Below are 24009 nucleotides of genomic sequence, written 5' to 3' on the forward strand. Positions count from 1 at the left end.
TTCTTGCCCGGCCGGACTGAGCGGTCCAACCGCAACTAACGCGCAAGTAACGCTCGCGCCTCGACGATGTCGGGCTGGTCGAAGCCCTCGGTGAATCGGGCGAGCGGCGGCTCGAGCGCAGTACGCGCGTCGACGTGGCCCTGCCTCTGTCGCAGCTTTGCCAGCGACAGGGCGGCGCGCAACTCGAGTGAGTGAGCTCCCTGGCTTGTGGCGATCTCGAGCGCCCTGAGCAACGACGATTCGGCTTCGACGAGGTTGGCGCTGTTGTGCAACAGCAGCTCGCCGCGCTGGCGATACAGTTCGGCGTCCAGCCAGTGCTCCCCTGTGCGCCTGGCGTCATCGAGCGCTCGATCGAGCGCTGCAAGCGCGGCCTCGGTTTCACCCACGTCGCCCAGACATTCCGCAAGCAGCCCGCGATACAGCGTCAGCCGCAGGCGTGCGCCCGTGGCGAGAAAGCCGTCGATGGCCGCCTGCATCCCCGCTACAGCCTCGGAGCCGGGCGACTGTTTCGCGCTCGCCCATGCGAGCAGCACGTCGGCCCAGGCGAGGTAATACCCGACGTGGTACCGTTCGGCGATCTCATGCGCCTGTCTGGCGTAGTGAAGCGTGAGACCGTGCTCGCGTCGCAGGGCATGCTGCATGGCGAGATAGGCCAGCGCAAGCGCCTGGGAGAATGGGTGTGCCACCCGATTCGCCATCGCCAGTGCTTCGCGCCCACGCTGCATTGCCTGGTCGGCGAGTCCCGTGAACCAGAATGCATGCGCCGACCATGCCGCGGCCAATACGCCGAAGTTGCCGCCCATCAGCGACACATGCTCGGCGTGCTGGGCCTCGTCATACGCGTCGTGCGCATGTTGATACGCAGCTTCCACCGCCACCCAATCTCCCTTCTGGACCAGGCTCCCCATGACGTTGGTCCACGCCATCACCGCGTAGGTACCCGAGCCAAGCGTGCCCAACCCCGCAAGGAGTTCCTCGCTCAGGCTCTGTGCCTGCGCAATTTCCGCCCTCACTTCAAGAAAGAATGCAAGGCTGACCTGAGCGCGCGCCTGTTGACTGACGTCGCCTGCATATCTGCTGAGTTCCACGGCGCCTCGCAGCGGCGATTCCAGCTCGGGAGCCGCCCAGCCGCGGGAGATGCGGATGGGTGGCGCAAGGTCGAGTTGCAATGCCAACGACTGCCTGGCGCGCTCTTGTGGGTCCACGATCTGATTGGCTTGTGACAGCCCGCGTTGCAGCAGCGCGATTGCATCGTCATAGGCATACACACTCTGCGCGACGCCAGCCGCGTGACGATAGAAAGCGGCTGACCGGCTGGTCTGGCCCGCCTGCTCGTAGTGGGCAGCAATCTGTGCGCTTACAGCGTCGAGATCGCCGCCTGGTTCCTGCTCGAGTGCCCGCGCCACGCGCTGATGCAAGCGGCGGCGCAGCAGGGGGCTCACCTCGGCGTATGCCACGTCCCTGATCTTGTCATGGCTGAAGTCAAAGGCCATGCCCCCGCTGTCGGGCTGGCGCACAATGCGCCGTTGCCAGAGTTCGTCCAAGGCGCTTGCGAGAGCGTCCTCGCTCAAGTCGCTCGCCTGGGCGAGCACGTCGGCGTTGAAGGCGCGTCCAACGATCGCGGCTAGCCCGACGATGTCCCTTGCGGCGGGCGAGAGTTGCGCCAGCCGGTTCGAGATGATCGAATATACCTTGGGTGGCAACTTCGAACTTGTCCCACTCTGCGCTCCATCGGCCGTCGCGATGTCCGAGCGGGCGCGCATCATCTCGACCGTGAACAAAGGATTGCCCTCGCTCTCCTGGAATAACCGTGTGGCCTCCGTATCGGCCAGCGGTCGGTCTATGATCTGGGCCGCGATCTTCGCGGTTTCGGCGGCATCCAGGGCGCCCAGTGATATCTCGATGAGTTGGTCGTCGCGGCGCAAGGCGTCAAGCAGCCGGTTCACGGTGTGCAATGGCATGATTTCTTCATGACGCGCCGTAGCGACCACCAGGAGCTTTGCGCCCCCGTCGAAGCGCATCAGATAGCGTAGCCATTCGAGCGTCTCCGCGTCGCACCATTGCAGATCGTCAAGCAACAACAACAGCGGCCCGCCTTTCGCCAGGAAAGCTCGTGCCAGCGCCTCGAAGAAGCGCTGGCGCTGCCAGTATTCGGTGAACGGAGAGGGCGGTGACAAGCCGGGTTGCTGCGTTAGCAGTTCAGGCAGCAGACGGGCGACTTCGGTCAGCCATAGTCTGTCGAGCCGGCTTATCGCTTCGCGCAGCGCAGGGCTTCGCAGCCAGTCGGTGACCGGCGCGAGCACAAGCCGTCCCTCGGCGGCGTAGGCGCGCGAGTGCGCGGCGGTGATTCCCTGCCCGGCGATATATACGAGCAACTCCTGTGCCAGGCGCGATTTGCCAATGCCGGCTTCGCCCGAGATCAGGGTGAATTGCTTGTCGCCAAGTTGCGTGCGCTGCCACACTTCGAGGAGCTGTCGCCATTCACGATGACGTCCAATCAGGGGCAGCGTTGCGTCCCGCGGGCGTTGGAGTTGCGTTGGCGCAGCCTCGGCAGCGAGACGCGCATAGGCCTCTCGCAGAGCGCTGCTCGGCACGACGCCTAACTCGCGCTCGAACGTTTCAACACAGGATCGATAGGCGCGCAACGCGGACGCTTGATCGCGGTTCAGCGCATGCAGACGCATCAACGTCATATAGGTAGGTTCGCGGCATGGATCGAGCCGCTGCAATTGCTGCGTGTGCTTCAGTGCCTCTGCGTAGTCGCGTCTGTGCTCACTCAACTCGCTGAGACGGGCGAGCGCCGCGATGCACTGTTCGCGCAGATGATCGCGCTCCGGGCCTATCCACTCATCGAGGCAACTCGCTAACAAGTCGCCGCGATACAACTCCGCGGCATGCGTCAGCATTTCCTCTTCGGCGGCGGCGTCGCCGTTCTTGGCAGCTTGCTCTGCGGTGGCGAGGGCGGTTTGAAACTGGGCCACATCGAGATCGAGCGCCGAATCGGGCAGCCATCGCACCATTTGCGCATCGGCGTGGACGAGCCGGGCTGCCTGCGGCCAAGCCTTGCGCAGCTGAAACAGGAGTTGACGCAGAGCATTGCGCGCCTGGGCTTGCCCGGAATCGGGCCAGAACAGGAATGCAAGTTGCTGGCGCGACTGCGGCGCGCCCCGACGCAGAATCAGGTAGGCAAGCAGCGCCTGTAATCGGGGGGAGTTCGCATCGGGCATGTGCGCGTCAGCACCGTCGAGATGGAACTCGCCGAACAACCGGACAGAGTAGCGAGCTTCAGGAGCATGCTGAGAAACTGTGCTGGAGCCCATCCGCATCTCCGTGTTTGAGCCGGAAGTGGCGCACCACGGCGATCAACCGCAGCGATGCCTGTCTGACATACTCGCGCTCTCGGTAAAAAGCATTGCGCAACAAAGCCTTGCGGAATCGCGGCAACAATTCAGCGTAACTTGAATTTTTGATTGGTTTGGACTTTTTTTGCACCGCTCGCGTCAATCTGCATCGAAAGCGCGGAGCTCCCAGGTAGGGGCACGGTGTGGTGGTATTGAAACTGCATGGCGCGCCCGGCATCGGCGAGTGCCTGACACCAGCTGGCTATTTAGAAATGTCGGCACGGCTGTGCTTTTTGCGCGGGGGAAGGCTTTTCGGGGTGTTGGATAGGGCGGTTATGCTGGCCGGAAGCGGCTGATTCGGGATCAGGGTGGCGCAGGGGAAGCCCACCGGCAAAGTTAAAATGTCCGCACGAAGAGCTACAGGCCGACCTAGCGGCCGGGCAGTTGCGGCCTGGCGCCGCCCCCACATCTGCTGACGCGGAACGTCATTGAAGAAATGCAATTAATCGCTAATAGTGCGATGTCGCATGTGCAGCAACGACCCATCTTGCCGTTTAGATACGCATGAATGCTTTTGCGCCACCTCCGCCGGGCCGATGGGGCAGACCTCGCTCGGGACGAGGCCAAAACGTTGCGCCAGGCGGCATGCTTGCAAGAATCGAGAGCCCAGTGGAGGGAGCAATCGCCACCTGAGTAAGCCATCCTGACAACCGAAAACTCCGCTTTCGCGGAGGTTCGGAGCCGCTGGTCAGATATCCAGTACGATCTTGCCGATGTGCTCATTCAATTCCTGGTAGCGAAAGGCGTCAGCGATCGCTTCCAGCGGGAAGTGCCGATCAACGACCGGGCGGATGCCAGTGGCATTCAGGGCACGCACCATGTCAAGCTGGTGTCGGCGGCTCCCCACCAGCAGGCCGGTCAGGCGCAGATGCTTGCGCAGCAGCTGGGTGACGGTGACCGGCCCGGTCGGGTTCCCCAGCGAGCCGATCACGGCGATATGTCCGCCGACACGGGCTGCCGTCATCGATTGGTCGAGGGTCGCGGCGCCGCCAACCTCGATAACATGGTCGACGCCAGCGCCATCTGTCATCTCGCGTACGGTCTCGCCCCACTGCGTCGTCTTGTGATAGTTGATCAGGCAATCTGCGCCAAGCTTCTGGAGCCTGCCAAGCTTCTCGTCTGAGGATGAGGTGGCGATCACCCGCGCGCCGGCCGCTTTGGCAAATTGCAGGGCAAAGACCGATACGCCGCCGGTGCCGAGGACCAGCACGGTCCCTCCGGGCTTCAAGGCGCCATCGACAAACAATGCCCGCCAGGCTGTCAGCCCGGCCGTGGTCAGCGTCGCGGCCTCGGCGTGGCTGTAGCCGTGCGGAGCGTGCGTGAAGCAGGCCTCAGGCAACGTCACGGTTTCCCGCGCAAAACCGTCGACGCCATCCCCGGGGACAGTAGCGAAATCGCACAACCTCGGCTCTCCGTCATGCCACGTCGGGAAGAACGTGCTGACAACATGGTCACCGACCGCGAATGCCTTCACGCCCGCGCCAACGGCGGTGACTTCCCCGGCGCCGTCCGCCATCGGAATGCGCCTTTCCGTCAAGCCCCGACGGCCGGAAACGACGGCGTAGTCATGATAGTTGAGCGAACTGGCACGTATGCGGACGGTGATCTCGCCCGGTCCCGGGGGGGCGGCCGTGGCTTCCCCGGTGACGATGCGCTCGAAACCGGCCGGTGGGTCGAGGTAAACGGCTTTTGCTGCAGTCATAGCATTCCCTTAGTCGGCGACAAAACACTGCGGAACGAGTTTAGCATTGCCAAATTATTAATGTCGACTATAAGTGCACTGGTTGCGCAGCGGTCCGGCATGGAGCGGAAGTTCAGGCAACCGGGGCGTCACTTCGGCAAATAAAGAGTGTCGACAAGAATTATTTTTCGTAATGATGGTGGAAAGCGTCGCGCCGACGGTGAGTGCTGTCAGCGAGCAGCGTCGAGCACGCCGCAAACCAAGGAGACTGCAACCATGTTCCACGTGAGAAAATGCCTCGCCATGCTGTGCGCCGGAGGTGGCGCCAGCTTCCGTCGCCGCCTGGGCCGGGCTGTCGCTGACGGATTCTGCTGGCTTGCCGGGCGCTTGTCCTACGCGAGCGCGGCGTTGCTGGTGGTGGATCTGCTGGCGTGGGACAGCGAAGGCAAGATCGTGCGCAACTACCTGCAAGAGGACGAGGCACCCACTGCCGTCGAGTGAGCCGGCCGCGCAGTGCGCAATGGGTAGGGCAAGGCGGCGCCAGCCGCGGTCCTGGCACACGGCCGAAGCCGTGCCGGCCCGGGGCACGACGTGAGGTAAGATCTTGGGCGCCGCGCGCTCCGCCGTGCCTGCGCCGGACCCGATCGCAACTCTCGGAAGTACCTCCACTCATGGGAAGACTCAAGACTACCAATACGCCTGAACTGCAAGCTCTGCTGACGCCGAAGACCCCACAGAATCCTGTCACGCTGGCTGTGGAGCAGGCGCTCATGCATGGACGCGACTGGTCAGCATCGGTGGCTGAGCAGATTGCGGTGCGGCTGGCGGGCCTGATCACCATCGACGTCATCCATGCCGGCCAGCGCCTGCTGGAGAAGGATATCAGCGATGTCCTGGAGGTCAGCCGCGCCCCCGTGCGCGAGGCCCTGCGCATCCTGGAGCGCGAACGGCTGATCGAGTTCCGGGCCCGGCGCGGCGCCATCGTCACGGAGCCGAATGCGCAGGACCTGAAGGATATCTACGTCGTGCGCGAAGCACTGTTCGCCATCCTGCTGCGCGAACTGATGGAAGAGCGCGTCGAGGCGCTTGACGCCCTGTTCGAGGCGTTCATGCCGAAGCTCAGCAAGGCGGTGGAGGATTCCGCCGTGGATGCCTATATCAGCGCGACGTTCCTGGCGAACATGGCGATGGCGGACCTGTCGAGAAACCGGCTGGTCGGGGACTTGCTGAATTCCATCGCGCTGCGCACGCTGCGTTATGTGCGACTCGGGCTCGCAGCCAATCCCGGCTCGCTCGAGAATTCAATCAAGACCTGGCGCGCGCTGCAGCGTTCCGTGGCCAGGCGCGACATCGACGTGGTCCTGCAGACCGCGCGCAAGCGCATCGAAAGCTCCCGCGACGCCGCCATCCGTACGCTGTCATCCGGCGCGCCGAAGAGCAAGGGCGCCGCTTCCCGCCCCAGCGCCGCGCCGGCCAAGGCCGCCTGAGCGGCCGCGCCTTCCATAGCACGCTGGTCAGCTTCTGCATCAGCAGGCTGCTGGCGGCAACGCTCAGCCAGACCAGCAGCCCCAGCAGCAGCGGCTGCCACCCTGCGCGTCTGAGCCGTGCGATATCCGTACTCAGCCCGATCGCCGTCAGGGCGCCGACAATCAGCGGGGGCGCGACCAGCCGTACCGCATCCGTAAGCATGGCCGGCAGCCACTGGTTAGTGGCCGACGCAGCCACGAACATGACGATGAACCACGGCACGCTGCGGCGGATAAGCCGGCGCGCGCGTAGATGCGTTCTTGCAGATGTGCAAGGTTCGGCGCAAAGCCGTCCACAGTGTGCTTCGCGCACAAAATCTACGTTGGTCGGTCACTTCCGGTAACGTCATTACACTCCAATTTATTTATGTCGACAATAAAAATAACGACTGCTATGATCGTACTCACGATAGCCGGAGCGGGTAGAAATCGCTGGTCGCACTCTTGGTTGGGTGAGGCAGGCAGCACTTAGCAGGCTGGGTAATGGTCGAAAGAACATGGGGACGACGATGTCATCACTAAGGAAGCTGCTCTCAATCACGCTGTGCACCACGGCAAGCATCGCCTTGTGCGTGCCAGGACCGGTGCAGGCACAGGAAGCCTGGCCCGTGCGCCCGATTCAAATGATCGTGCCGTCGTCTGCCGGATCGGGAACCGACGCGCTGGCGCGGGCCATGGCGCAGCGTCTTTCCGAGTCGCTGAAGCAGGCTGTGGTGGTGGAGAACCGGCCAGGAGGCAGCGGGGTGATCGGGACTAACGCCGTCCTCAAGGCGGCGCCGGATGGCTACACGATTCTCTACACAACGGCATCCAGCATGGTGGTTGCGCCGGCCGTCATCAAGTCCATTTCCCAGGATGCAAGAAAGAACCTCGTGCCGATCGCGCAGACAGCTGTGGGGGGGGTGTTGCTGCTGGTGAGCCCGGATCTGCCGGTGCACGACTTGCCTGGACTCATCCAGCTCGTGAAGGCGAATCCGGACAAGTACAGCTATGGTAGCTGGGCCACCGGCTCGTCCGGGCACCTGACGATGGAGTGGCTGAAGAATCAGACTGGCATGAAGACCGAGCACGTCGCATATCGGACAGCCAGTCAACTGCTCACCGAGCTTTCCTCGGGTGTGTTGAAGATCGGCTGGACGGATCCCAGCGTGGCGGTTCCGTTCCTGCGTTCCGGGAAGGTGCGCGGCATTGCCATTGTGGGCAACGTGCGCTCTCCCCAGCTTGCCGACGTCAAGACGCTGGGTGAGCAGGGCTACAAGTTCAATACGGTGGGATGGTTCGGCATGTTCGCGCCGCCCGGGACTAGTCCGGCGATCGTGAAGCGGCTGGCCGATGAGGTCAACAAGGTGCAGGGGACGCCGGAGATCGCGGCCCTGATGAAGAAGCTGAACTTCGAGTCGCCTCCGGTAAAGTCCTCGGGGCAGTTGGGCGAGATTGTCCGGAACGATTTGCAAGTCTGGACGAAGATCGCCAACGACGCAGGAATCAAGGTCGACGAATAGATGAGGTGCACGCGAGTGCAAAGCCAATGCCTGATTCCAATTGGATTCTGGTCGGGCCTCCGGAGTCACTGGCTCCGGGCGCACGCAAACTGGTCTTCCTGCAAGACGGTCAGTCGGCGATCGTGTTCAATGTTGGCGGCCAGTTTTTTGCCATGGAGAACAGTTGCCCGCATGCGGGAGCCTCCATGGCTGGAGGTCCGTGTGTTGAGCACATTATCAGTTGCCCTTCACACGGCTTGCGCTTTGACATTCGCAACGGCCTGTGCACGGCATCTGCGAGCATGCGTATCCCCACCTATGAAGTCGTGATGAAGGACAAGCAAATTTGGCTGCGCGTGCCAGAACTCAATTGTTGAGAATACCCTATTGATGTTTCCAGAATTCACGACGACGCTTCTCGCTTGTCCTCCCCGCGCAGGCGGGGATCCTGTGTCTTTGACGACGCGGATTACTGTCATAAAAAGGAAAGTTCAAGGCGTGCAAGGTAAAGCAGAAAATAGTGCCAGGGCAGATGATTTAATCGTCGCGAAGGACACTCAGACTTTGTCGAGCCGCCTGCGGCAAATCTTCTGCAGCCGGATCAACTGTGTCCCACAACTGGGTCGTCCTTTGGCGAGCTCAAGCGGCATGCCCAGGTGAACTGTCCATACTTGATAGAAAATAGGAGAAGACATGGCGAAAGCCGTTAAATTTTACGAAACAGGCGGGCCCGAGGTCCTTCGTTTTGAGGACGTCAGCGTTGGTGAGCCGGGACCGGGGGAGGTCCGCGTCCGCCACGTGGCCGTGGGCCTGAATTTTGCTGACACCTACTTCCGCGGCGGTACTTATCAGGTTCCGCTGCCCAGCGGCCTCGGCAACGAGGCCGCCGGCGTAGTCGAGGCCGTCGGTGCGGGCGTCACCCATCTGGCGGTCGGCGACCGTGTGACCTATACGGGCTTCACCAACACGCTGGGGGCCTACAGCACTGAGCGGCTGATCTCTGCCGCACCGCTGATCAAGCTGCCTGAGGCAATCAGTTGCGAAGCCGCGGCGGCCATGACCATGCGGGGCTTGTCCGCCGCCTACCTGGTGCGCCGGATCTACCCCTTCAAGGCGGGCGAAGCCGTGCTGCTGCATGCAGCGGCAGGTGGTGTTGGCCTTATCGTTTCGCAATGGGCCAAACTGCTGGGGCTGACGGTGATCGGCACGGTTTCTACCGATGCCAAGGCCGAAGTGGCGCGCGCCCACGGCTGCGATCACACGATCAACTACAGCCATGAGGACGTGGCCAAGCGCGTGCGGGAACTGACGGACGGAGTGGGTGTGTCCGTGGTCTTCGACAGCGTGGGCAAGGCCACCTTCATGTCCTCGCTGGACTCCCTCAAGCGCCGTGGCCTGATGGTCTGCGTGGGTACCGCCTCCGGCACAATCCCGCCGTTCGACCCGCAAATTCTGGCCCGCAAGGGCTCGGTGTACCTGACCCGCCCGGGCCTGGCCGACTATATCGCCGATCCTGCCGAAAAGGCGGAACTGGTCGATGAGCTGTTCGGCCACGTGGCGGCAGGCCGCATCCGCATCGAGATCAATCAGCGCTATGCCTTGGAGGATGCGGTGCAGGCACATCGGGACCTGGAGGCTCGAAAGACCACGGGCTCGTCCATTTTCGTGATCTGAGGGTTCCCCCTCCTGGGAAACTCGAGCCGTCCGGCTCGTTGGGTCCGCAAGACGTAGCCCAGTGATTTGGCAGTCGGGTCAGGTTGTTCAAGACCCGCTGCCGCTGGCGCTCATCGTTGTGCGCAGCGCCCGTATCCACATACGCCACGCCATCGCGCAGTGCGTCGTAGAAGAGCGGCGCGATCTCACGACCGGTGGCGGTAGCCGTGGCGGTGTTGGCCCTGGCGTCGCCGATCCGCGTCGACAGCCGTCGACAAAAGCCTTTCAACGTGGAAGGATGGCACCGGGGCGAATCCGTCCGGTCCCATTTCAATGAGGCATTGGACTATTGCCCACTAGCGTAGCGAGCGTGCCCGTCGCCGGCCACCGCACGCCACGCATCTCTGCTATGCGCGCGACGAGGCCATCTCGTCAGGGGCGTGGTGCGCCGGCGTTAGAATGTCGGTACGCTCCGCAGCTGGGCAATTTCAACGAAGGAACGTCACCATGCTCAAGCTCTACGGCTTTTCGAAGGTCAACGCTGTCGCGCGCGGCCACACCCGCGACCTGCGCGTGCTGTGGGCGCTCGAAGAGATGCAACTGCCGTTCGAGCTGGCGGGCATGGACCACCCCGCACACGACCTGAACACCGAAGCCTATCGCCGGCTCAGCCCTTCGAACAGATCCCGTCGATCGACGACGACGGGTTGGTGCTGTCCGAATCCGCCGCCATCCTCGTCTACCTGGCGAAGAAGTCTGGCCGCCTGATCCCCGGCGACCGCGCCGGCGAGGCGCAGGTGGTGCGCTGGTGCTTCGCCGCGATGTACTCGGTCGAGCCGCCGCTGCTCAGCCTGCTGGTGCTCGACTGGACGGCGGATGGCAGCTGCGGCAAGCACCGCGAGTTCCTAATCGGCTGGGCGAATCGGGTGCTGACGAACCTGGAGCGCTGGTTCGCTGACCGCGACTTCGTCGCGACAAAGGGTTTCACCGTCGCCGACATCCTGATGGCGCACGTGCTCTCGGGCATCAAGGACGAGGGATTGATCGGGCCGTATCCGGAAATCGCGTCGTATCGGGATCGGTGCCTGGCTCGGCCCGCGTGGAAGCGGACCATCGAGGCGTACTGCGCGCGGGTCGAGGCGGGATAGATCGTCATCGTCGGCCAAGACGCGTCCAAAGCCACCTCCGCCGCAAAGCCCCAGCTTGCTGTGCCGACCGCGGTTCAAGTTCATCTGACTCTCGCGGCGTCCAACTCTCGACACTCCACCGTTGGCGCGGTGACCTCGCGACCGACTGGCTGTTCCGGCGACTCAAAGGCTACCGTCGGATCTTCTCCCGCTTCGAAAAGCTCGACGCGATGTTCCTCGGCTTCCTCAGCTTCGTGCTGGTGGCCGACGGGCTTCGCGGTTTGTGTTAACACGCCCTATATGATGACGGAATTGTTCACATCAGCGAGGGTCTGCGCGCCAAGCATAGCCATGTTTCGATCGACCTCATCGCGCAAGAGAGTTATGGCGTGGCGAACGCCTTCGGCTCCTCCAATGGCCGCAGCGTAAATAAAAGGCCGTCCCAGGAAGACAAAGCGGGCTCCCAGTGCCAACGCTTTCAGAACATCACCGCCTCGCCGGATACCGCTGTCCATCATGACGGTTGTCTTGTGGGCGACGCTTTCACAGATTTCCGGCAATACAGCAAGCGGTTCCACGGCACCGTCCAATTGGCGGCCACCGTGATTCGAGACAATGATGCCGTCGGCGCCCAGGGCGACAGCGCGCTCGGCGTCGGACTTATGCAAAATGCCCTTTATGACCAAGTTGCCGCGCCATCTTTGCCGGATTCGTTCGATGTCCGTCCAATTCAGGTGATCACGCCCCGTCGTGTCGCGAATAGCTGAGGCCGACAAGATCGGTGCGCCGCGAGTCGCAAAGGAATTCTCAAAATGCGGCATCCCGCTCGAGAGGAGCGTTCTGGCGAAGGTCCCCGCCAGCCAACGCGGCCGGGACACGCCATCGAATGCCAACCGGACAGACGGTCGCAAAGGCAAAGAGAAGCCAGTACGGACGTTATTCTCCCGGTTGGCCCAAACGGGAATGTCAACCGTAAGGACAAGCGTGGCGAAACCGGCCGCTTCAATCCGCTCAATCAGCGCGTCCCGCCGGGTGGCGTCACCCGGCAGGTAGGCCTGAAACCACGTGCCTGGCGCCGCAGCGTGAATGGCCTCCATCGGGATCAAGGACGTGCCGCTCATGATTGCGGGTATCTGCTCTTCCCGCGCCGTCTGCGCCAGGACCACATCACCACGGTAAGCGGCAATCGCACTGATTCCGACGGGCGCTATCCCAAAGGGAGAAGCATAACGTTGCCCGAAGATCTCGGTCGCTTGCGACCTTCCCGACACGTCGACAAGGACCTTGGGACGAAACTTGACCTCGTCGAATGCCGTCCTGTTCACGGCTAGCGACTTTCCATCCTCCGCGGCGCCGGCAATATAGCCAAAGATCGGGCGCGGAAGCGCCCTCTTTGCGGCGACCTCAAAATCGGCAAGCGAGAGGATAGGGCGTAGTCGTCGATGAATCTGACGGTTTGCGCCATAGGCAGGCTTGGCAGGTATTCCAGCGCTCGGAGCGACCTGGCTTTCTGTAACTTCTGTTCGAGATGTCATCTTGATTTGAAGAGTCTAACAGGGCCCAACCGCTGTGACTGCCAGCCGCGCCGGATCCCATTGAACAATCAGGCAAACATGCCGCGCTGGCGCATCAGTTCACGGAACAGCGCCTCATTCTTTTCGAACGGCGCTCGCCCGTGGACGTAGAAGTAGTTATTCAGGACAACCAGATCGCCGACGGGCAGCGACACTTCCTTTGTCCCCGACGAGGCCTCCATGGAAGTCGACAGGGCGTTGAGAAATGCTGCCTCCTCGCGATTACGCGGCTGTACAAACTGATCGATGAATGACATCGACAACCCAAACTCGCTCTGAAAAAAGACCGGGCGCTCGACCTTGTCGCTGACATTCTTGGATCCCGGCGCCTTGTAGAGGAAAGGCTGCGTTCCGAGACGGTGACTGACAAACTGGTTAAGCTCTTCCCAGTCGTCCAGATGCAGGAATCGGGACTCGCCGCCAATGGCATTCTGTTCTGCAAACTTCATCATCAACAGCCAGTCCGTCGCTTCGGTAACGAAGGTGCCATCGGTGTGCATCGTGAAGAGTCGATAGGCCTGGCGCAAATAGGAGTCGCTATTGTCCGTGTGCCTGACCACGAAGCGGGCATAGTAAGTGCCAGACATCGCATCGTGGTTGCTGGGGCCCAAGAGGTGCCCAATGGCAGTGCCGAAGCGAACGAAATCGTCGGCGTCCGCCGTCAGTCCCTGGAGTCCTACCGTGAAGCCACCGTGCTGCCGGTCCTTCACGATGCCGTTGATGGTTGTAGCGAAGTCCTCGCCGACATGCTTCGCAAGTGCGCTCGCGAGCTCGTAGCGCATGAAGGGAACATACTCGAGGCTCTGCACATCGACCTTGCGTACGTCATGCAGGAACCCAAGAAGGGCATCGTGCTCAGCGGTCACATGCAGGATGCGATGGTGATCAGGGTGGGCAGACAATTGGAAACGGGACTCGTCATTGCCGGCAAGCAATGCCGCAGGAAGCGGGGCATTCATCGATAGTTCTCCGAGATGGTGTATGGCGCTATTTCATCCGGATTCCTTGATATGATCCAGAGATAATGGTGTAATCTTTGTTCCGAAATTTGGATTAAATCGATGATTGACGTTCGCCAGTTGCAGTGCTTCCTCGCCGTGGCGGAAGAACTTCACTTTGCGAAGGCGGCAGATCGCTTAGGTGTCGCCCAATCTGGGCTCAGCACCCAAATCCAACGCCTTGAACAGGATTTGGGGGTTACGCTTTTGAACCGGAACAAAAGGAAGCCGGTGTCACTTACCGATGCGGGGCACTTGTTCCATGCCGAGGCTGTCGCTGCCTTGCGGCATATTGAGCGAGCCGACCAGGTCGGACGCCTGGCTGCCAGAGGGTTGGCTGGCGTCATCCGTGTCGGCTATGTGGCATCGGGCGTAAGCAGCGGCCTGCTGTCGATGATGCTGAGCGAGTTTCGGAAGTCACACGAGATGGTCCGGCTCGAAGTCATGCCAATGGAAACGCCGAGACAGCTCGAAGCGCTCAGCGATGGACAGATCGATGTGGGAATCGTCAGGCCCAGACGGCTCAATCCGGCTGGCGTGATAACAAAAGTCGTGCAGACTGAGCGTTTGCTGGCTGCAATGGCAGGAAGCCATCCCCTTGCAAGCCGAGGGACGGTTCCAGCGCGCGCGCTGGCCGATCAATCGTTCATCGTGCCGCAGTTTGCAGAGGAGGAAGGATTCGGGTCTGCGTTATCCGCCCTGGGCAAAACCGGAGGGTTCACGCCTCATCTGGAATATCGCGTCCAGGATTTCATCTCTGCAATTTGCCTGGCGTCCGCGGGATACGGAGTGGCCATCGTGCCGGAGTCCATGCAGAACTTCTCCCAGCCAGGTGTCATCTACAAACAGATCGCCGACTTTAGACTCTCAGTGCACCTGGCACTGGCTTACAGGCGTCGAGAAGTATCGCCAGCGGTACGAGCATTTGTGAAACTCGGAACTGAGACATTCAATGGCCGGGGATCCTAGACCCGCCTTTTGATGCCGAAGGCTGGCCCCGTGAAGGTAAGCGTTCCGTTCTTCCGCCTCAAGCCGATCGACGGGATGCTGCATCGTCCCCGCGATGGAGGATCGTGGGGACGATGGATTGAGTGTCGACAGCAATTTGCCGACGGCGTCGCAGGGCGCAAAACGCCAGGGTCAGGTGCTCATGCCGAATCTGGCGACGCCAGTCGCCTTTTCCGCGACGTAGCACCACCTGCCAATGATGAACACGGTAAAAGGCAGAACTGCCGCGAGCGGGAGCCAGCGCAAGGCGACCTCAAGACCAAACGCGTCCGCAACCATACCGGTGACAAGGGGGCCTGCGGCGAGGCCTAGAATATTGTTGAACAACGTCAGTGTGGCAAACACCGAGCCATGAATGGCTGGCGGTGTGGCCCCGGCAATAATCGCGCTACAGGTCCCGAACGAGCTGGCGAGGAAGAACACCCCGGGCACGAGGAGCGCCAGTTGCAGATTGCCATGTGGCAAGCGGAACGCGATTGCAAGCAGCGTGCCTAACACAAGGCAATAGCCGATGGCCATGTTCCACCGCTTAAGCAACGAATGCCCGCTGATCCGATCGGTCATTACACCGCATATGAGTTGGCCCAGGCCGCTGACAAGGACAAGGCCGGCGGCCAGGATGGCCGCCTCGCTGACAGGCATGCCCCAGTAGCGATTCAGGTAGCTGGGCAGCCATACAAAAAGAGTGCCCTGAACGAAGATCTGCAAGGCGCAGCCGAGGTACGCACAAAAGACGGAACGGGACGGAAACAAGCCAGAGAGTAGCGCACGCGGTGTCAGTTTCACATGCCCGTATGCCGGAGTTCCGTTCGCATCATCCGGTCGTGCACTTGCAAGCTTCTTTTCCGTGACCACGGCGCAATAGATGATCACCAGCACAAAGCCAATGATTGCCATCACACCCATCGACCAGCGCCAGCCGAAATGCGTCGCAATGATACCGGAAAGCGAAACACCGAGCACCGACCCAAATGCAGCTGCCGAGGTAAAACCGCCGGCAATGCTAGACCGCATATGCTTTGGGAAGATGCTCAGGAGCATAGCGAACCCGACACTTCCGTAGGCAGCCTCGCCGACACCAACGAAGAAGCGCGCGACAAACATCTCATGGTAGTTGCTGGCAATAGCGCACCCGAGCGTGGCAACACTCCACACTGCAGCCATCAGTGCAATGCTTTTGACACGTCCCCAGCGGTCCGCGATGATGGAGAATGGGAGGGTCATCACTCCGACCGTCAACGGCACTACGCTGCTGATCGAGCCGAGCTGCGTGTCGGTAATCTGCCACTGCTCTTTCAAGAGCGGAAACAAGGCATTGATCGCTTGCCGTGACATGTAGTCAGACAGTAACAGGCAGAACATCAAGGCAAATACCACCCATGCGTAAGCTTTGGCACCGGTGGTAGCCGCAGCCGACTCAACCGGCATCGCGTTACTCGTATACAGGGTCAATTCTGTCTCCTCCAATGATTCTTGAAACTCATGACTAATAGTGGCGCCTGCTGTGAAGCAAGGTTTCAGGCTAGGTCTGGCAGTGGTTCCTGCTGGCCGTCAGCATCGTGAGATGCTGTCTTGTGTCGCCGTGCGGGCTTTGGAATTGGGTGCATATTCAAGCGTCTGGATGACTTGTGTGGTGACGTCGAAGTTAGCTCGTTTCGCCGCTCGATCGGAATCGGGTGTGAGGCGATGGTCGAGAATGTCATGGATCGCGGCGTGGGCCATCGTCCCGATTTCGTCCCCCATCGGCGCACATTTGCGGCACAAGCATCAGGAGTTTGCTTGCGCAGACACGTCACAGATTGTGGCGTTGCGAGCAAGGTTGCATCACGTTCGACGAGACGATCCTCGATAAGAACTTCTCGCACCGGATCATCCTGCCTGGCGATATTTCCCGCTTTACCTTGCACGCCTTGAACTTGGCTTTTTATGACAGGGATTCGCTGACGCCGGAGGCGCTTGCATCACCAAAGGCGCCGGATTCAGCGCACATTGAGAGTCGGTTGTCAGCCGTAACGTTGAACACGAGCGTCGCCGAAGCGGGGCCTTGCTGCGGTGGACCCTCAAGCCCTCAATCGCCGTGTGGCCGATACTGCGAGCAGGGTTTTCCCTCTGTTGGCGCCAATCGGCAACAACTTGTCGCGATCGGTCAAGCCGGTTGATGCGGGGCGCTCCGAGAATGGAGAAAAGGTGGATGTATCACCATTGGCGCGATAGGTCGCCATGAGGGGGTGGTGCGCTGCCCTGAATGCCCATCAATAAATCTTTCTAAACACGCAAAGCGTAGCAATCAAAAGGTACGGACATGAAGAAGCAGACCAATCACTTCTGGTGGCGCGGATACGCCTTGGCGATCGGTGTTGGTGTCGTCGGTGGGATGCCCGTGGCTCAGGCCCAGGAGGATTGGCCAAGCAAGCCGATCCGCCTTGTGGTGGGGGGGCCTGCCGGCGGCACCGCCGACGCATTGGCGCGGCTGCTGGCGGAAGGCCTGCAGAAGACATGGAGCAAGCCGGTTATCGTAGAAAACAAGCCCGGTGCCGCCGGGGCGCTGGCGATCAGCGATTTGCAGTCCACCGGCAGGGATGGTCATACCCTCCTGGTCATCCAGGGCGGCGTCGTGAGCGAGGCGCCATTGGCCTACAAGGTCAATTACAAGCCCTTTGCCGACCTGAAGCCCCTGGCCCAGGTCAGCCGCACGGGGTTGGTGCTGGTTGCCAACAAGGATGTGCCTGTCTCCAACCTGAAGCAGTTGGTGGACTACGGCAAATCGCAAAAGGAAGGGCTGGTTTTCGCTTCTTACGCTGCGGGATTGAAGGGCCACACCTCGGGTATACTGCTCGGGCAACTCACCCATGTGCAAATGAGGCATGTTGGCTACAAAGGCTCTCCTCCGGCATTGAACGACCTGATGGGCGGCCATGTGCCACTGATGTTCGATGGGGTGACGACCTCATTGCCGCTGATCAAGGCGGGAAAGATCAAAGCGATTGCGGTGGCCTATCCAAACCGAATTGCCGCATTGGCGGATGTGCCTACGTTCAAGGAACTCGGCTACCCGCAGTTGGCGGAAGCCGGCTGGTTCGCCGTGTGGTCCCGCCCGGATGTTGCTCCGGCAGTCCAGCAAAAAATCCGCGAGGCGACGCTGGCGTATTTCAAGCAACCCGCAGTGCAGAACCGCGTCAAGGATATGGGCATGGAGCAGGGGAATGCCGCCACCTCGGAAGAGATGATGGCGGACCTGAAGCAGGCATACCAGAAACAGGCCGCGCTGCTGAAGTCCATTAACTACCAGCCGGAATAACAAGAAGATACTTTGAGCGAACTTGCCACGGCACCCCGGTGCTACGGCAGTCACCCGGCCGCGCAACTGGCTGGGCGGCTACCGTTGCGGCGCGTCCGTAAGGTAAGCATACAAAACGTGGTCATTGCGTCTGGGCGGGTCGACCGTAGGGGCCTTCGGCCGGTGGCACTCGGCCGTGGGTCGATCACGAGAGTTCGCGAATGAACGCTTCCGCCCGCGGCCACTCGCCATAGCCGGAAGCGGGATTCAGATGCCCGACCTCGCCGAGTTCGACGAAGCGGCTTCCCCACGCCTGCGCCAGTTCACGGGCGCGATCGAGACGCGCCAGAGGATCGTTGCTGCTTGCCGCAACGATGCTCGGAAACGGCAATTTGCAGCGAGGGATCGGCAGCCAGCCGTGGTCGCGCAATGTGTCGGTCGTCGGGTAGCCCGCGGGCATGGGCGTCTCGAGGTCCGCGGGTGCTGCGAGCAGTGCGCCGACGATGTTCCGTGTGACGCCTCGGGCCGCCCAATGGGCGATCATCATCGCGCCTGCGCTGTGCGCCACGATGATGACCTGCCCCTCGATGTCGGCCAGAGCGCGATCGATCGCATCGACCCGGGCAGCGCAGCTCAGCTTGTCTTGCTCAAGCGGGGCGACTGAGACCACGCGAGGCAGCTTCGACGCAAGAAGGGTCTGCCAGTGTTCCGGCACATGGTCACGCAGGCCAGGGACGATGAGAACGGTTGGTGTCGTAGAGGTCATGTCCACCTTAGTAAGGCGCGTCACCGATGATGGCGGCGCGCTCCATCTTTCGGTGGCACGGGGGGTAATCCATCACTGCGTAGTGCTGGGTTGAACGGTTGTCCCAGAACGCAACACTGTTCTTCTTCCAGCGAAAGCGCACCTGGTATTCGGGGATGTTGGCCTGGCTGACCAAATAGCCAAGCAAATTGCTGGCGCCCGGCGCCTTATCCAGCCCAAAGCGCACGTTGGCCGGCACGTTGTAATTGGTGAAGTGCGTCGTAAAGCTTCCGTTGACGAATAGCACCTTCTCTCCGGTTTCCGGATGGGTGCGCACCACGGGGTGCTCGGCGTCTGGGTACTTAGCCTTCAGTGCAAGACGCTTTTCGATCGGCATCACAGCGCCGAAGCTCGCCTCGATGCTGTGGCGCGCACGCAAGGAGGCGATCTTCGTCTTGATCTCTTCGGGCAACTGGTTATATGCCTCGACCATGTTGACCCACATTGTGTCGCCGCCCACAGGCGGGCATTCGATACAGCGCAACACGCAGCCCATCGGAGGCTTTTCGCGCCAGGTGGCATCGGTATGCCAGGAATTCTCGTTGCGTTCGGGAGGACTGTCCGGAGTCTTGTAGATCTGAACCAGTCCCGGGAGATCGGGGTCGCTGTCCAGCATTGGATGGTCTTCCAGCTTGCCGAAGCGGCTCGCAAAGGCCAGGTGCTGCGCGCGCGTGATGTCCTGGTCGCGGAAGAACAGCACACGATGCTTCAGGAGCAGCGACCGGATCTCTGCCATTTGTTGGTCGTCCTCGGCAGCTGCCCCCAGGTGGACGTTGCTGAGCTCTGCACCGATGGTGCAAGTGAGGGGCTCGACCCGGATCGAGCTGCTCAGAGATGTTGCGCGGACCACTGCGGGTGCCGCCTTCAGGCGTTGATTCATGAACGTTGTCTCCTGTGTTCTATTAGGCTGATCGATCCTTGCGAGTTTGGATGTTGCGGATTGCTCCCGCTTGACAATACGTGACAAGCATTTATCATTCGGTGTCAAAGTTCTACTCAATTTTCCCATGTCGTCACTTGTCCGCGCTGCGGCCCTCACGAACTACAGCGAGGTCGCTCGAGCCGCCGGACTGGATCCGGTGCGGATGCTCCTTGACGCCGGGTTAAGTCCGAGCGTGCTGCGCGAGCCGGACGTCATGATTCCCGTAGAGCGTGTCGGACGCTTGCTTCAGGCGTCCGCAATCATGTCAGGCAACGAGAGTTTCGGGCTGTGCATGGCCGAGTCGCGCCTATTGTCCAATCTTGGGGCGGTAGGACTACTGATCCGCGACCAGGCGACTCTGCGCGACTCGCTGCAGATGCTGATGCGCTATCAAGCGTTGCTTAACGGTGCGCTGTCGCTGGCGATCGAGGAGTGCGGCGACCTGGTCATTATTCGCGAAGTGGTAATGGCTGGCAGTGCACATGAGCCCACGCGTCAACGGGTTGAACTGGCGCTAGGCGTAATGGTGCGGTTGATACGCCAGCTCCACAAGCCCGACTGGGAGCCGGAGCGTGTTTGCTTTGAGCACCCGGCGCCACGCGACCTTAGTGTGCACCAGCGGTTTTTCGGCCCGTGCGTCGAGTTCAACTATGACTTCAACTGCATCATTTGTGCGAAGGCTGACCTCGATGCACGCAACCCGTCTGCCGATCCAGCCATGGCGCGCTACGCGCAGCAGTTGATAGACGTCTCTACCATGTCGCAGCAGGCAACAATGCTTGAGGACGTTCGGCGCATTGTCCTGCTGCTGCTGCCCAGCGGGCGTTGCGGCATCGAGCAGGTGGCCGACCACCTGGGCATGGTGTGCCGCACGGTCCAGCGCCGGCTGGCAGAAGAGGGACAGAGCTTCTCGTCGATCGTTAACGATATCCGCACGGAACTCGCCGCGCGTCACGTCATCGAGACCGATCGTCCGTTGACCGAGGTGGCGACCCTACTCGGTTTTTCCGCGCCGAGCGGATTCTCGCGCTGGTATCACGCGCAATTTGGTTGCAGCCCCAAGGAAAGTCGGGACACACGCGGAACAGTGCGCCGACAGACGGCACCTCCGCGGGCGAGCAGAACATTACCCTAGCAGGCCGCTGAAGTACTCGCTGCAGACAGGGCAAAGCTTCCCCCTGCGCGACGCACATGCCTCGTATTTTTCATAATCCGGAAGCCGGGCGTCATTTCATCGATTTTCACGCGGTTTGATGCCCATTTTTGGCTTCCTTGCTCCCATTACAGGCCCTGCGGACGGACTTGTCCTAGCGATCGCATCCGCACGAGGTTGTAAGCGGCCATGCTAAGTACAAACATCTGGTCGACCTTCTTCAAGCCGCGCACCATCACCTGACGCATGCGCCCGACCGTCTTGACCCAGCCGAAGCCCTGTTCGATCAGCTTGCGCTTCTGCTGCGAGATGGCATAGCCGACGCTGCGGGCAATCTCATCGGGCACCGCCGAGCGTCGCCCTGAAGTGTTTTGCGCCACGTGCGGAGTCACCTTCATATCAAGGCAGGCTTGAACGAACTCCTCGGCGTCGTAGCCCTTTGTCCGCGCCCACGGTAACTTCGACGCCCGGCTCGTTAGCGACCTGCCGGGCGTCGTTGAGCACGGCCTTCGCGGCCTCGCGCTCAGCATATCCGTCGGCTTGGGTCACCACCGCGCTTACCACCAGGCCGTGGCGGTTGTCGCTCAAGGTGTGACCCATATAGCGCAGCTCACTGGCGGTCTTGCCCTTGCGATAGAGCTTGGCGTACGGATCAGTCTTGGACTGATGCGTCTCGTTGCTGCGCTTCTCTCCTTGGAAGCCGCCGGTGCCACCGCTGTCGCTGTCAGCGCCATCGCCGCCGTCCTTGCGTACGAAGCTCTTGTGGCCGGCCCAGGCCTTAATCATCGTGCCATCCACGCTGAAGTGCTCGCCCGACAGCAAGTTGCGCTTGTGCGCGATGGCCAGCACCTCGTTGAAGAACGTGATCACTGCATCGTGCTGGATCAGCCGTGCACGGTTCTTGGTGAACACCGTTGGCACCCAGACTGCGTCGTCCATCGACAGGCCGATGAACCATCGGAACAGCAAGTTGTACTGCGTTTGCTCCATCAGTTGGCGTTCGGACCGGATGCTATACAGAACCTGCAGCAGCATCGCGCGCAGCAGCTTCTCCGGCGCAATGCTCGGGCGTCCGCCCTTGATATCGGCTTCGTACATGCTTGCGAACAGCCGATTCATCTTCGCCAAGGCCTGGTTGACCATGGTGCGGATCGGGCGCAACGGATGCGATTGCGGCACGAAATCTTCGAGTCGCCGCATGGTGAACAGGCTTTCGGTGAAGGTGTCGGCGCCGCGCATGAATCTCGGATGGAGTGGTGTCCGGTAATCAACGCTTTGGCACGCTACCGCGCTGACTTCGGGCTAGGTATTTCAGCAGCCTGCTTCTATGATGAGTCGGAAGGCAAGAATTTTTACGCAAATTGATCCAACTTCTTCCTTAATCTAGCTCGCGCTTACCACAGGCGTCTGTCGCTGTTGTTCACCAGTTTCAAAGTTCCCGGTCATCTTTACGTGAGACTTCGACGTCCCACCAACTTCTATCCGCTGGTATTTGCCCAGCCCAATCCTGCATGCGCGTTGCGCTAAGGCGACCTTGATGCGAGAAGCCCCATCTAGTAGTGTCGGTTGCGTTTGCAACCAGCAGGCTGCACGGGCTTGTCTACTTCGAACTGACTTGCGATATGACGGACAGGAGCAGCTAATGCGAGCGTTGCCGCCATGCCTTCAAACTGCTGCCACCTCGCCGGCTGAACGTTTTAATCCTGTGGTCTTGCTGTTTTTCAGAAGCGCTCCCTCGGGTAGGATTCCATGCGTCAGATAGCGCCACAGAGCGATGACCAGCCGTCGCGCCACCGCGACTATAGCGATGCGCTTGCCCCGCTTGTTCTGGCTATTGCCTTGGGTGCGCTGCACGTACCACTGCGCCATCGCACTGCCGGGCTGATAGCGTAACCAGAGCCACGCCATTTCAATAAGCAGAGAACGCACGCGCCGGTTGCCCTGCTTACTGATCCCCTGGTCGACCCGGCTCTGGCCGCTGTCGTACGGCTGCGGCGCCAAGCCGACACAGGCGCCCACCTGCCGGCGGTTGTCAAAGCTGCGCCAGAACAGCTCGAGCACCAGTCGTGTCGCGCCGACCGGGCCAACCGCCTTGAGCCGTTGCAGGTCGGCAATACGCTTTTGTGCGGGTTCCGGCAATTGCCTGACCAGGTCTTTTTCCAGTGCAGCGAGTTGCTGCTGGGCTAAGGCCAAGCGCTGACACTCCCGGGTCAGCCGCGCATGCAACTGCGCAGGGATTGCCGCGCCGTCGTAGCAGGAGATTTCTCCCTTTGCTAGCCGCTTTGCGATATCGCCTTCGACGTCTTGCCAGCAACCCACTGTTCGCAGCAGCTTGCGTATCCGGTCGCGGTGCTGTAGCGTTTCTTTTTGAAGTTCACCCCGGTCGCGCACCAGGTGCCGCTGGGCTTCGGTTTCAACGGCCGGTACGCGAATCACGTGCATGCGGTCATGTTCGCCGCGCAGCCAGGCGCGCAGGCACAACACCAGCTTGATCGCATCGAGTCGGTCGGTCTTGGCCCGCCGCGCGTGCCGCTCCACCGGGATGCTGGCGGGGTCGCAGATCACTACTTCGTATCCGAGCTTCGATAGCGCCCGCTCGATCCAGAAGCCGTCCTGACCAGCCTCGTACAACACGACGGTGCGCACGCCAGGGCCAATTCCCCATTTCGTCTTGATCTTCTCGATCGCTTGCATCGCTTCGTCCAGGCGGCATGCCGGAACTTTTGCAGCTACAGTCTGGATCGCAGGCTTCTCCCGTTTGCCGTCGTGCAGGGCGATTTTCCAGGTGTTGTTGGACAGCTCCAGGGCCACTGCCAATACATCTTCTGCGGGTATAGAATGATTGATACGGGTCGGTTGCATGACGTGCTCCAAGGTGAATGGGTCGCACCTTTACTTTAGGATCGCTTTGCGTGCGTTACCGACCCGTCTTCATTCATAGGATCTAGGCGAAGCCAAGTTGTGTACGGGCGAGTGTTTTTGCTGGATCTCGCAGGCATTCCGTTTGGCCACCTGTAGCGGCGGGTTGGCCTATCCGTTGAGCGCACCAACCGGGATGCCACGCTCGTCCATTCTTCATCTGCTCCAAATAAAGCACCAGTGCGCTAGCTGAAAAGAGGGCGCATTCAATCGGCTTCGGTCTCCTCGGTCCGAACTGTAATCAGCCCAGTTCAGCGGGCACGATTCGTGGGCGTTCCTCAACGACGCGCTGACCCGCCTGCCCACCCACTCGAGCAGCGCCACCGACGAACTGCTCCTCCAACAACTGGCATCCCGCGTCCTGAACGCATCCTATCTCTCTCAACCGTCGCCGACCGGCAAGGGTCAGGGGTCGGTAAGGGAAGGTGGCTCCCTTCCATCTTGTTCGCGTACGTCGTCTTCCAGGTTGAAGGGCGTATGTGCC

18 protein-coding genes and 3 pseudogenes are annotated in these 24009 nt (G+C 61.1%); 11 read left to right on the forward strand and 10 right to left on the reverse strand.

Features of this window, described 5'->3' with window-relative positions; translation table 11 throughout:
- Positions 1–35: 35 nt before the first annotated feature.
- Together K307_RS33845 and K307_RS33850 are read right to left on the reverse strand one after the other, a co-directional pair.
- A complete protein-coding gene (locus K307_RS33845) occupies positions 36–3320 on the reverse strand; it encodes an ATP-binding protein (protein WP_042885385.1) in 3285 nt (1094 codons plus the stop codon).
- A gap of 769 nt (positions 3321–4089) precedes the next feature.
- Positions 4090–5103 (reverse strand): zinc-dependent alcohol dehydrogenase family protein, encoded by a 1014-nt coding sequence (locus K307_RS33850; RefSeq protein WP_042885386.1) that lies wholly within the window; start codon positions 5101–5103, stop codon positions 4090–4092.
- Between the two features lie 255 nt (positions 5104–5358).
- On the opposite strand from K307_RS33850, the gene K307_RS33855 reads away from it, so the two are divergent.
- Both K307_RS33855 and K307_RS33860 read left to right on the forward strand, forming a co-directional pair.
- Complete coding sequence (locus K307_RS33855) at positions 5359–5583, forward strand: hypothetical protein (protein WP_042885387.1); 225 nt, start codon at positions 5359–5361, stop codon at positions 5581–5583.
- A 170-nt stretch (positions 5584–5753) separates the two neighbouring features.
- Positions 5754–6569, forward strand: a complete 816-nt coding sequence (locus tag K307_RS33860) for a GntR family transcriptional regulator (protein WP_042885388.1) — start codon at positions 5754–5756, stop codon at positions 6567–6569.
- Positions 6570–6663: 94 nt separating this feature from the next.
- On the opposite strand, the pseudogene K307_RS50450 reads toward K307_RS33860, so the two are convergent.
- Positions 6664–6921, reverse strand: a pseudogene (locus K307_RS50450) (putative sulfate exporter family transporter); the annotation flags it as partial.
- 196 nt (positions 6922–7117) lie between these two features.
- Here K307_RS50450 and K307_RS33865 point away from each other — a divergent pair.
- The 6 genes and pseudogenes from K307_RS33865 to K307_RS51235 all read left to right on the forward strand — a co-directional run.
- Positions 7118–8110 (forward strand): Bug family tripartite tricarboxylate transporter substrate binding protein, encoded by a 993-nt coding sequence (locus K307_RS33865; protein WP_042885389.1) that lies wholly within the window; start codon positions 7118–7120, stop codon positions 8108–8110.
- A gap of 26 nt (positions 8111–8136) precedes the next feature.
- Positions 8137–8466 carry a Rieske (2Fe-2S) protein gene (locus K307_RS33870; protein WP_051975276.1) on the forward strand — a complete coding sequence of 110 codons (330 nt, stop codon included), beginning with the start codon at positions 8137–8139 and terminating at the stop codon, positions 8464–8466.
- Between the two features lie 316 nt (positions 8467–8782).
- Complete coding sequence (locus K307_RS33875; protein WP_042885390.1) at positions 8783–9763, forward strand: quinone oxidoreductase family protein; 981 nt, start codon at positions 8783–8785, stop codon at positions 9761–9763.
- Between the two features lie 486 nt (positions 9764–10249).
- The gene (locus K307_RS49955) at positions 10250–10510 is read left to right on the forward strand and encodes a hypothetical protein (protein WP_230626224.1); all 261 of its coding nucleotides are present in this window, start codon (positions 10250–10252) and stop codon (positions 10508–10510) included.
- A complete protein-coding gene (locus K307_RS33880) occupies positions 10453–10890 on the forward strand; it encodes a glutathione S-transferase family protein (protein WP_230626226.1) in 438 nt (145 codons plus the stop codon). Before K307_RS49955 ends, K307_RS33880 begins: the two co-directional genes overlap by 58 nt.
- A gap of 149 nt (positions 10891–11039) precedes the next feature.
- Positions 11040–11159, forward strand: a pseudogene (locus K307_RS51235) (IS5/IS1182 family transposase); the annotation flags it as partial.
- Positions 11160–11165: 6 nt separating this feature from the next.
- On the opposite strand, the gene K307_RS33885 reads toward K307_RS51235, so the two are convergent.
- Together K307_RS33885 and glaH are read right to left on the reverse strand one after the other, a co-directional pair.
- Positions 11166–12404, reverse strand: a complete 1239-nt coding sequence (locus tag K307_RS33885) for an alpha-hydroxy acid oxidase (RefSeq protein ID WP_051975277.1) — start codon at positions 12402–12404, stop codon at positions 11166–11168.
- Positions 12405–12472: 68 nt separating this feature from the next.
- A complete protein-coding gene (glaH, locus tag K307_RS33890) occupies positions 12473–13402 on the reverse strand; it encodes a glutarate dioxygenase GlaH (RefSeq protein WP_042885391.1) in 930 nt (309 codons plus the stop codon).
- Between the two features lie 102 nt (positions 13403–13504).
- On the opposite strand from glaH, the gene K307_RS33895 reads away from it, so the two are divergent.
- Positions 13505–14410 carry a LysR family transcriptional regulator gene (locus K307_RS33895; RefSeq protein WP_042885392.1) on the forward strand — a complete coding sequence of 302 codons (906 nt, stop codon included), beginning with the start codon at positions 13505–13507 and terminating at the stop codon, positions 14408–14410.
- A 171-nt stretch (positions 14411–14581) separates the two neighbouring features.
- Here K307_RS33895 and K307_RS33900 read toward each other — a convergent pair whose 3' ends face one another.
- A complete protein-coding gene (locus K307_RS33900; protein WP_042887733.1) occupies positions 14582–15877 on the reverse strand; it encodes an MFS transporter in 1296 nt (431 codons plus the stop codon).
- A gap of 874 nt (positions 15878–16751) precedes the next feature.
- On the opposite strand from K307_RS33900, the gene K307_RS33910 reads away from it, so the two are divergent.
- Positions 16752–17747: a Bug family tripartite tricarboxylate transporter substrate binding protein gene (locus tag K307_RS33910; RefSeq protein ID WP_042885395.1), complete on the forward strand. Its 996-nt coding sequence runs from the start codon at positions 16752–16754 to the stop codon at positions 17745–17747.
- Positions 17748–17931: 184 nt separating this feature from the next.
- On the opposite strand, the gene K307_RS33915 is transcribed toward K307_RS33910, so the two are convergent.
- Both K307_RS33915 and K307_RS33920 read right to left on the reverse strand, forming a co-directional pair.
- Positions 17932–18492, reverse strand: coding sequence for an RBBP9/YdeN family alpha/beta hydrolase (locus K307_RS33915; RefSeq protein ID WP_042887735.1), 561 nt, complete (start codon positions 18490–18492; stop codon positions 17932–17934).
- Positions 18493–18499: 7 nt separating this feature from the next.
- A complete protein-coding gene (locus K307_RS33920) occupies positions 18500–19411 on the reverse strand; it encodes a TauD/TfdA dioxygenase family protein (protein ID WP_080745300.1) in 912 nt (303 codons plus the stop codon).
- Between the two features lie 127 nt (positions 19412–19538).
- On the opposite strand from K307_RS33920, the gene K307_RS33925 reads away from it, so the two are divergent.
- A complete protein-coding gene (locus tag K307_RS33925) occupies positions 19539–20588 on the forward strand; it encodes an AraC family transcriptional regulator (RefSeq protein WP_042885396.1) in 1050 nt (349 codons plus the stop codon).
- A 146-nt stretch (positions 20589–20734) separates the two neighbouring features.
- On the opposite strand, the pseudogene K307_RS33930 reads toward K307_RS33925, so the two are convergent.
- Positions 20735–21845, reverse strand: a pseudogene (locus K307_RS33930) (IS5 family transposase).
- A 426-nt stretch (positions 21846–22271) separates the two neighbouring features.
- A complete protein-coding gene (locus K307_RS33935; RefSeq protein WP_051974576.1) occupies positions 22272–23468 on the reverse strand; it encodes an IS110 family transposase in 1197 nt (398 codons plus the stop codon).
- Positions 23469–24009: the final 541 nt, after the last annotated feature.

The organism is Cupriavidus necator A5-1, assembly GCF_000744095.1.
Classification (GTDB): Bacteria; Pseudomonadota; Gammaproteobacteria; order Burkholderiales; family Burkholderiaceae; genus Cupriavidus; species Cupriavidus necator_A.

Coding starts and splice junctions, on each gene's coding strand:
- K307_RS33910 (WP_042885395.1), top strand. CDS start 16,752: ATGAAGAAGCAGACCAATCACTTCTGGTGGCGCGGATACGCCTTGGCG.
- K307_RS33870 (WP_051975276.1), top strand. CDS start 8,137: ATGCCTGATTCCAATTGGATTCTGGTCGGGCCTCCGGAGTCACTGGCT.
- K307_RS33925 (WP_042885396.1), top strand. CDS start 19,539: ATGTCGTCACTTGTCCGCGCTGCGGCCCTCACGAACTACAGCGAGGTC.
- K307_RS33850 (WP_042885386.1), bottom strand. CDS start 5,103: ATGACTGCAGCAAAAGCCGTTTACCTCGACCCACCGGCCGGTTTCGAG.
- K307_RS33935 (WP_051974576.1), bottom strand. CDS start 23,468: ATGCAACCGACCCGTATCAATCATTCTATACCCGCAGAAGATGTATTG.
- K307_RS33860 (WP_042885388.1), top strand. CDS start 5,754: ATGGGAAGACTCAAGACTACCAATACGCCTGAACTGCAAGCTCTGCTG.
- K307_RS33895 (WP_042885392.1), top strand. CDS start 13,505: ATGATTGACGTTCGCCAGTTGCAGTGCTTCCTCGCCGTGGCGGAAGAA.
- K307_RS49955 (WP_230626224.1), top strand. CDS start 10,250: ATGCTCAAGCTCTACGGCTTTTCGAAGGTCAACGCTGTCGCGCGCGGC.
- K307_RS33875 (WP_042885390.1), top strand. CDS start 8,783: ATGGCGAAAGCCGTTAAATTTTACGAAACAGGCGGGCCCGAGGTCCTT.
- K307_RS33865 (WP_042885389.1), top strand. CDS start 7,118: ATGTCATCACTAAGGAAGCTGCTCTCAATCACGCTGTGCACCACGGCA.
- K307_RS33920 (WP_080745300.1), bottom strand. CDS start 19,411: ATGAATCAACGCCTGAAGGCGGCACCCGCAGTGGTCCGCGCAACATCT.
- K307_RS33900 (WP_042887733.1), bottom strand. CDS start 15,877: ATGCCGGTTGAGTCGGCTGCGGCTACCACCGGTGCCAAAGCTTACGCA.
- K307_RS33855 (WP_042885387.1), top strand. CDS start 5,359: ATGTTCCACGTGAGAAAATGCCTCGCCATGCTGTGCGCCGGAGGTGGC.
- K307_RS33845 (WP_042885385.1), bottom strand. CDS start 3,320: ATGGGCTCCAGCACAGTTTCTCAGCATGCTCCTGAAGCTCGCTACTCT.
- K307_RS33885 (WP_051975277.1), bottom strand. CDS start 12,404: ATGACATCTCGAACAGAAGTTACAGAAAGCCAGGTCGCTCCGAGCGCT.
- K307_RS33915 (WP_042887735.1), bottom strand. CDS start 18,492: ATGACCTCTACGACACCAACCGTTCTCATCGTCCCTGGCCTGCGTGAC.
- glaH (WP_042885391.1), bottom strand. CDS start 13,402: ATGAATGCCCCGCTTCCTGCGGCATTGCTTGCCGGCAATGACGAGTCC.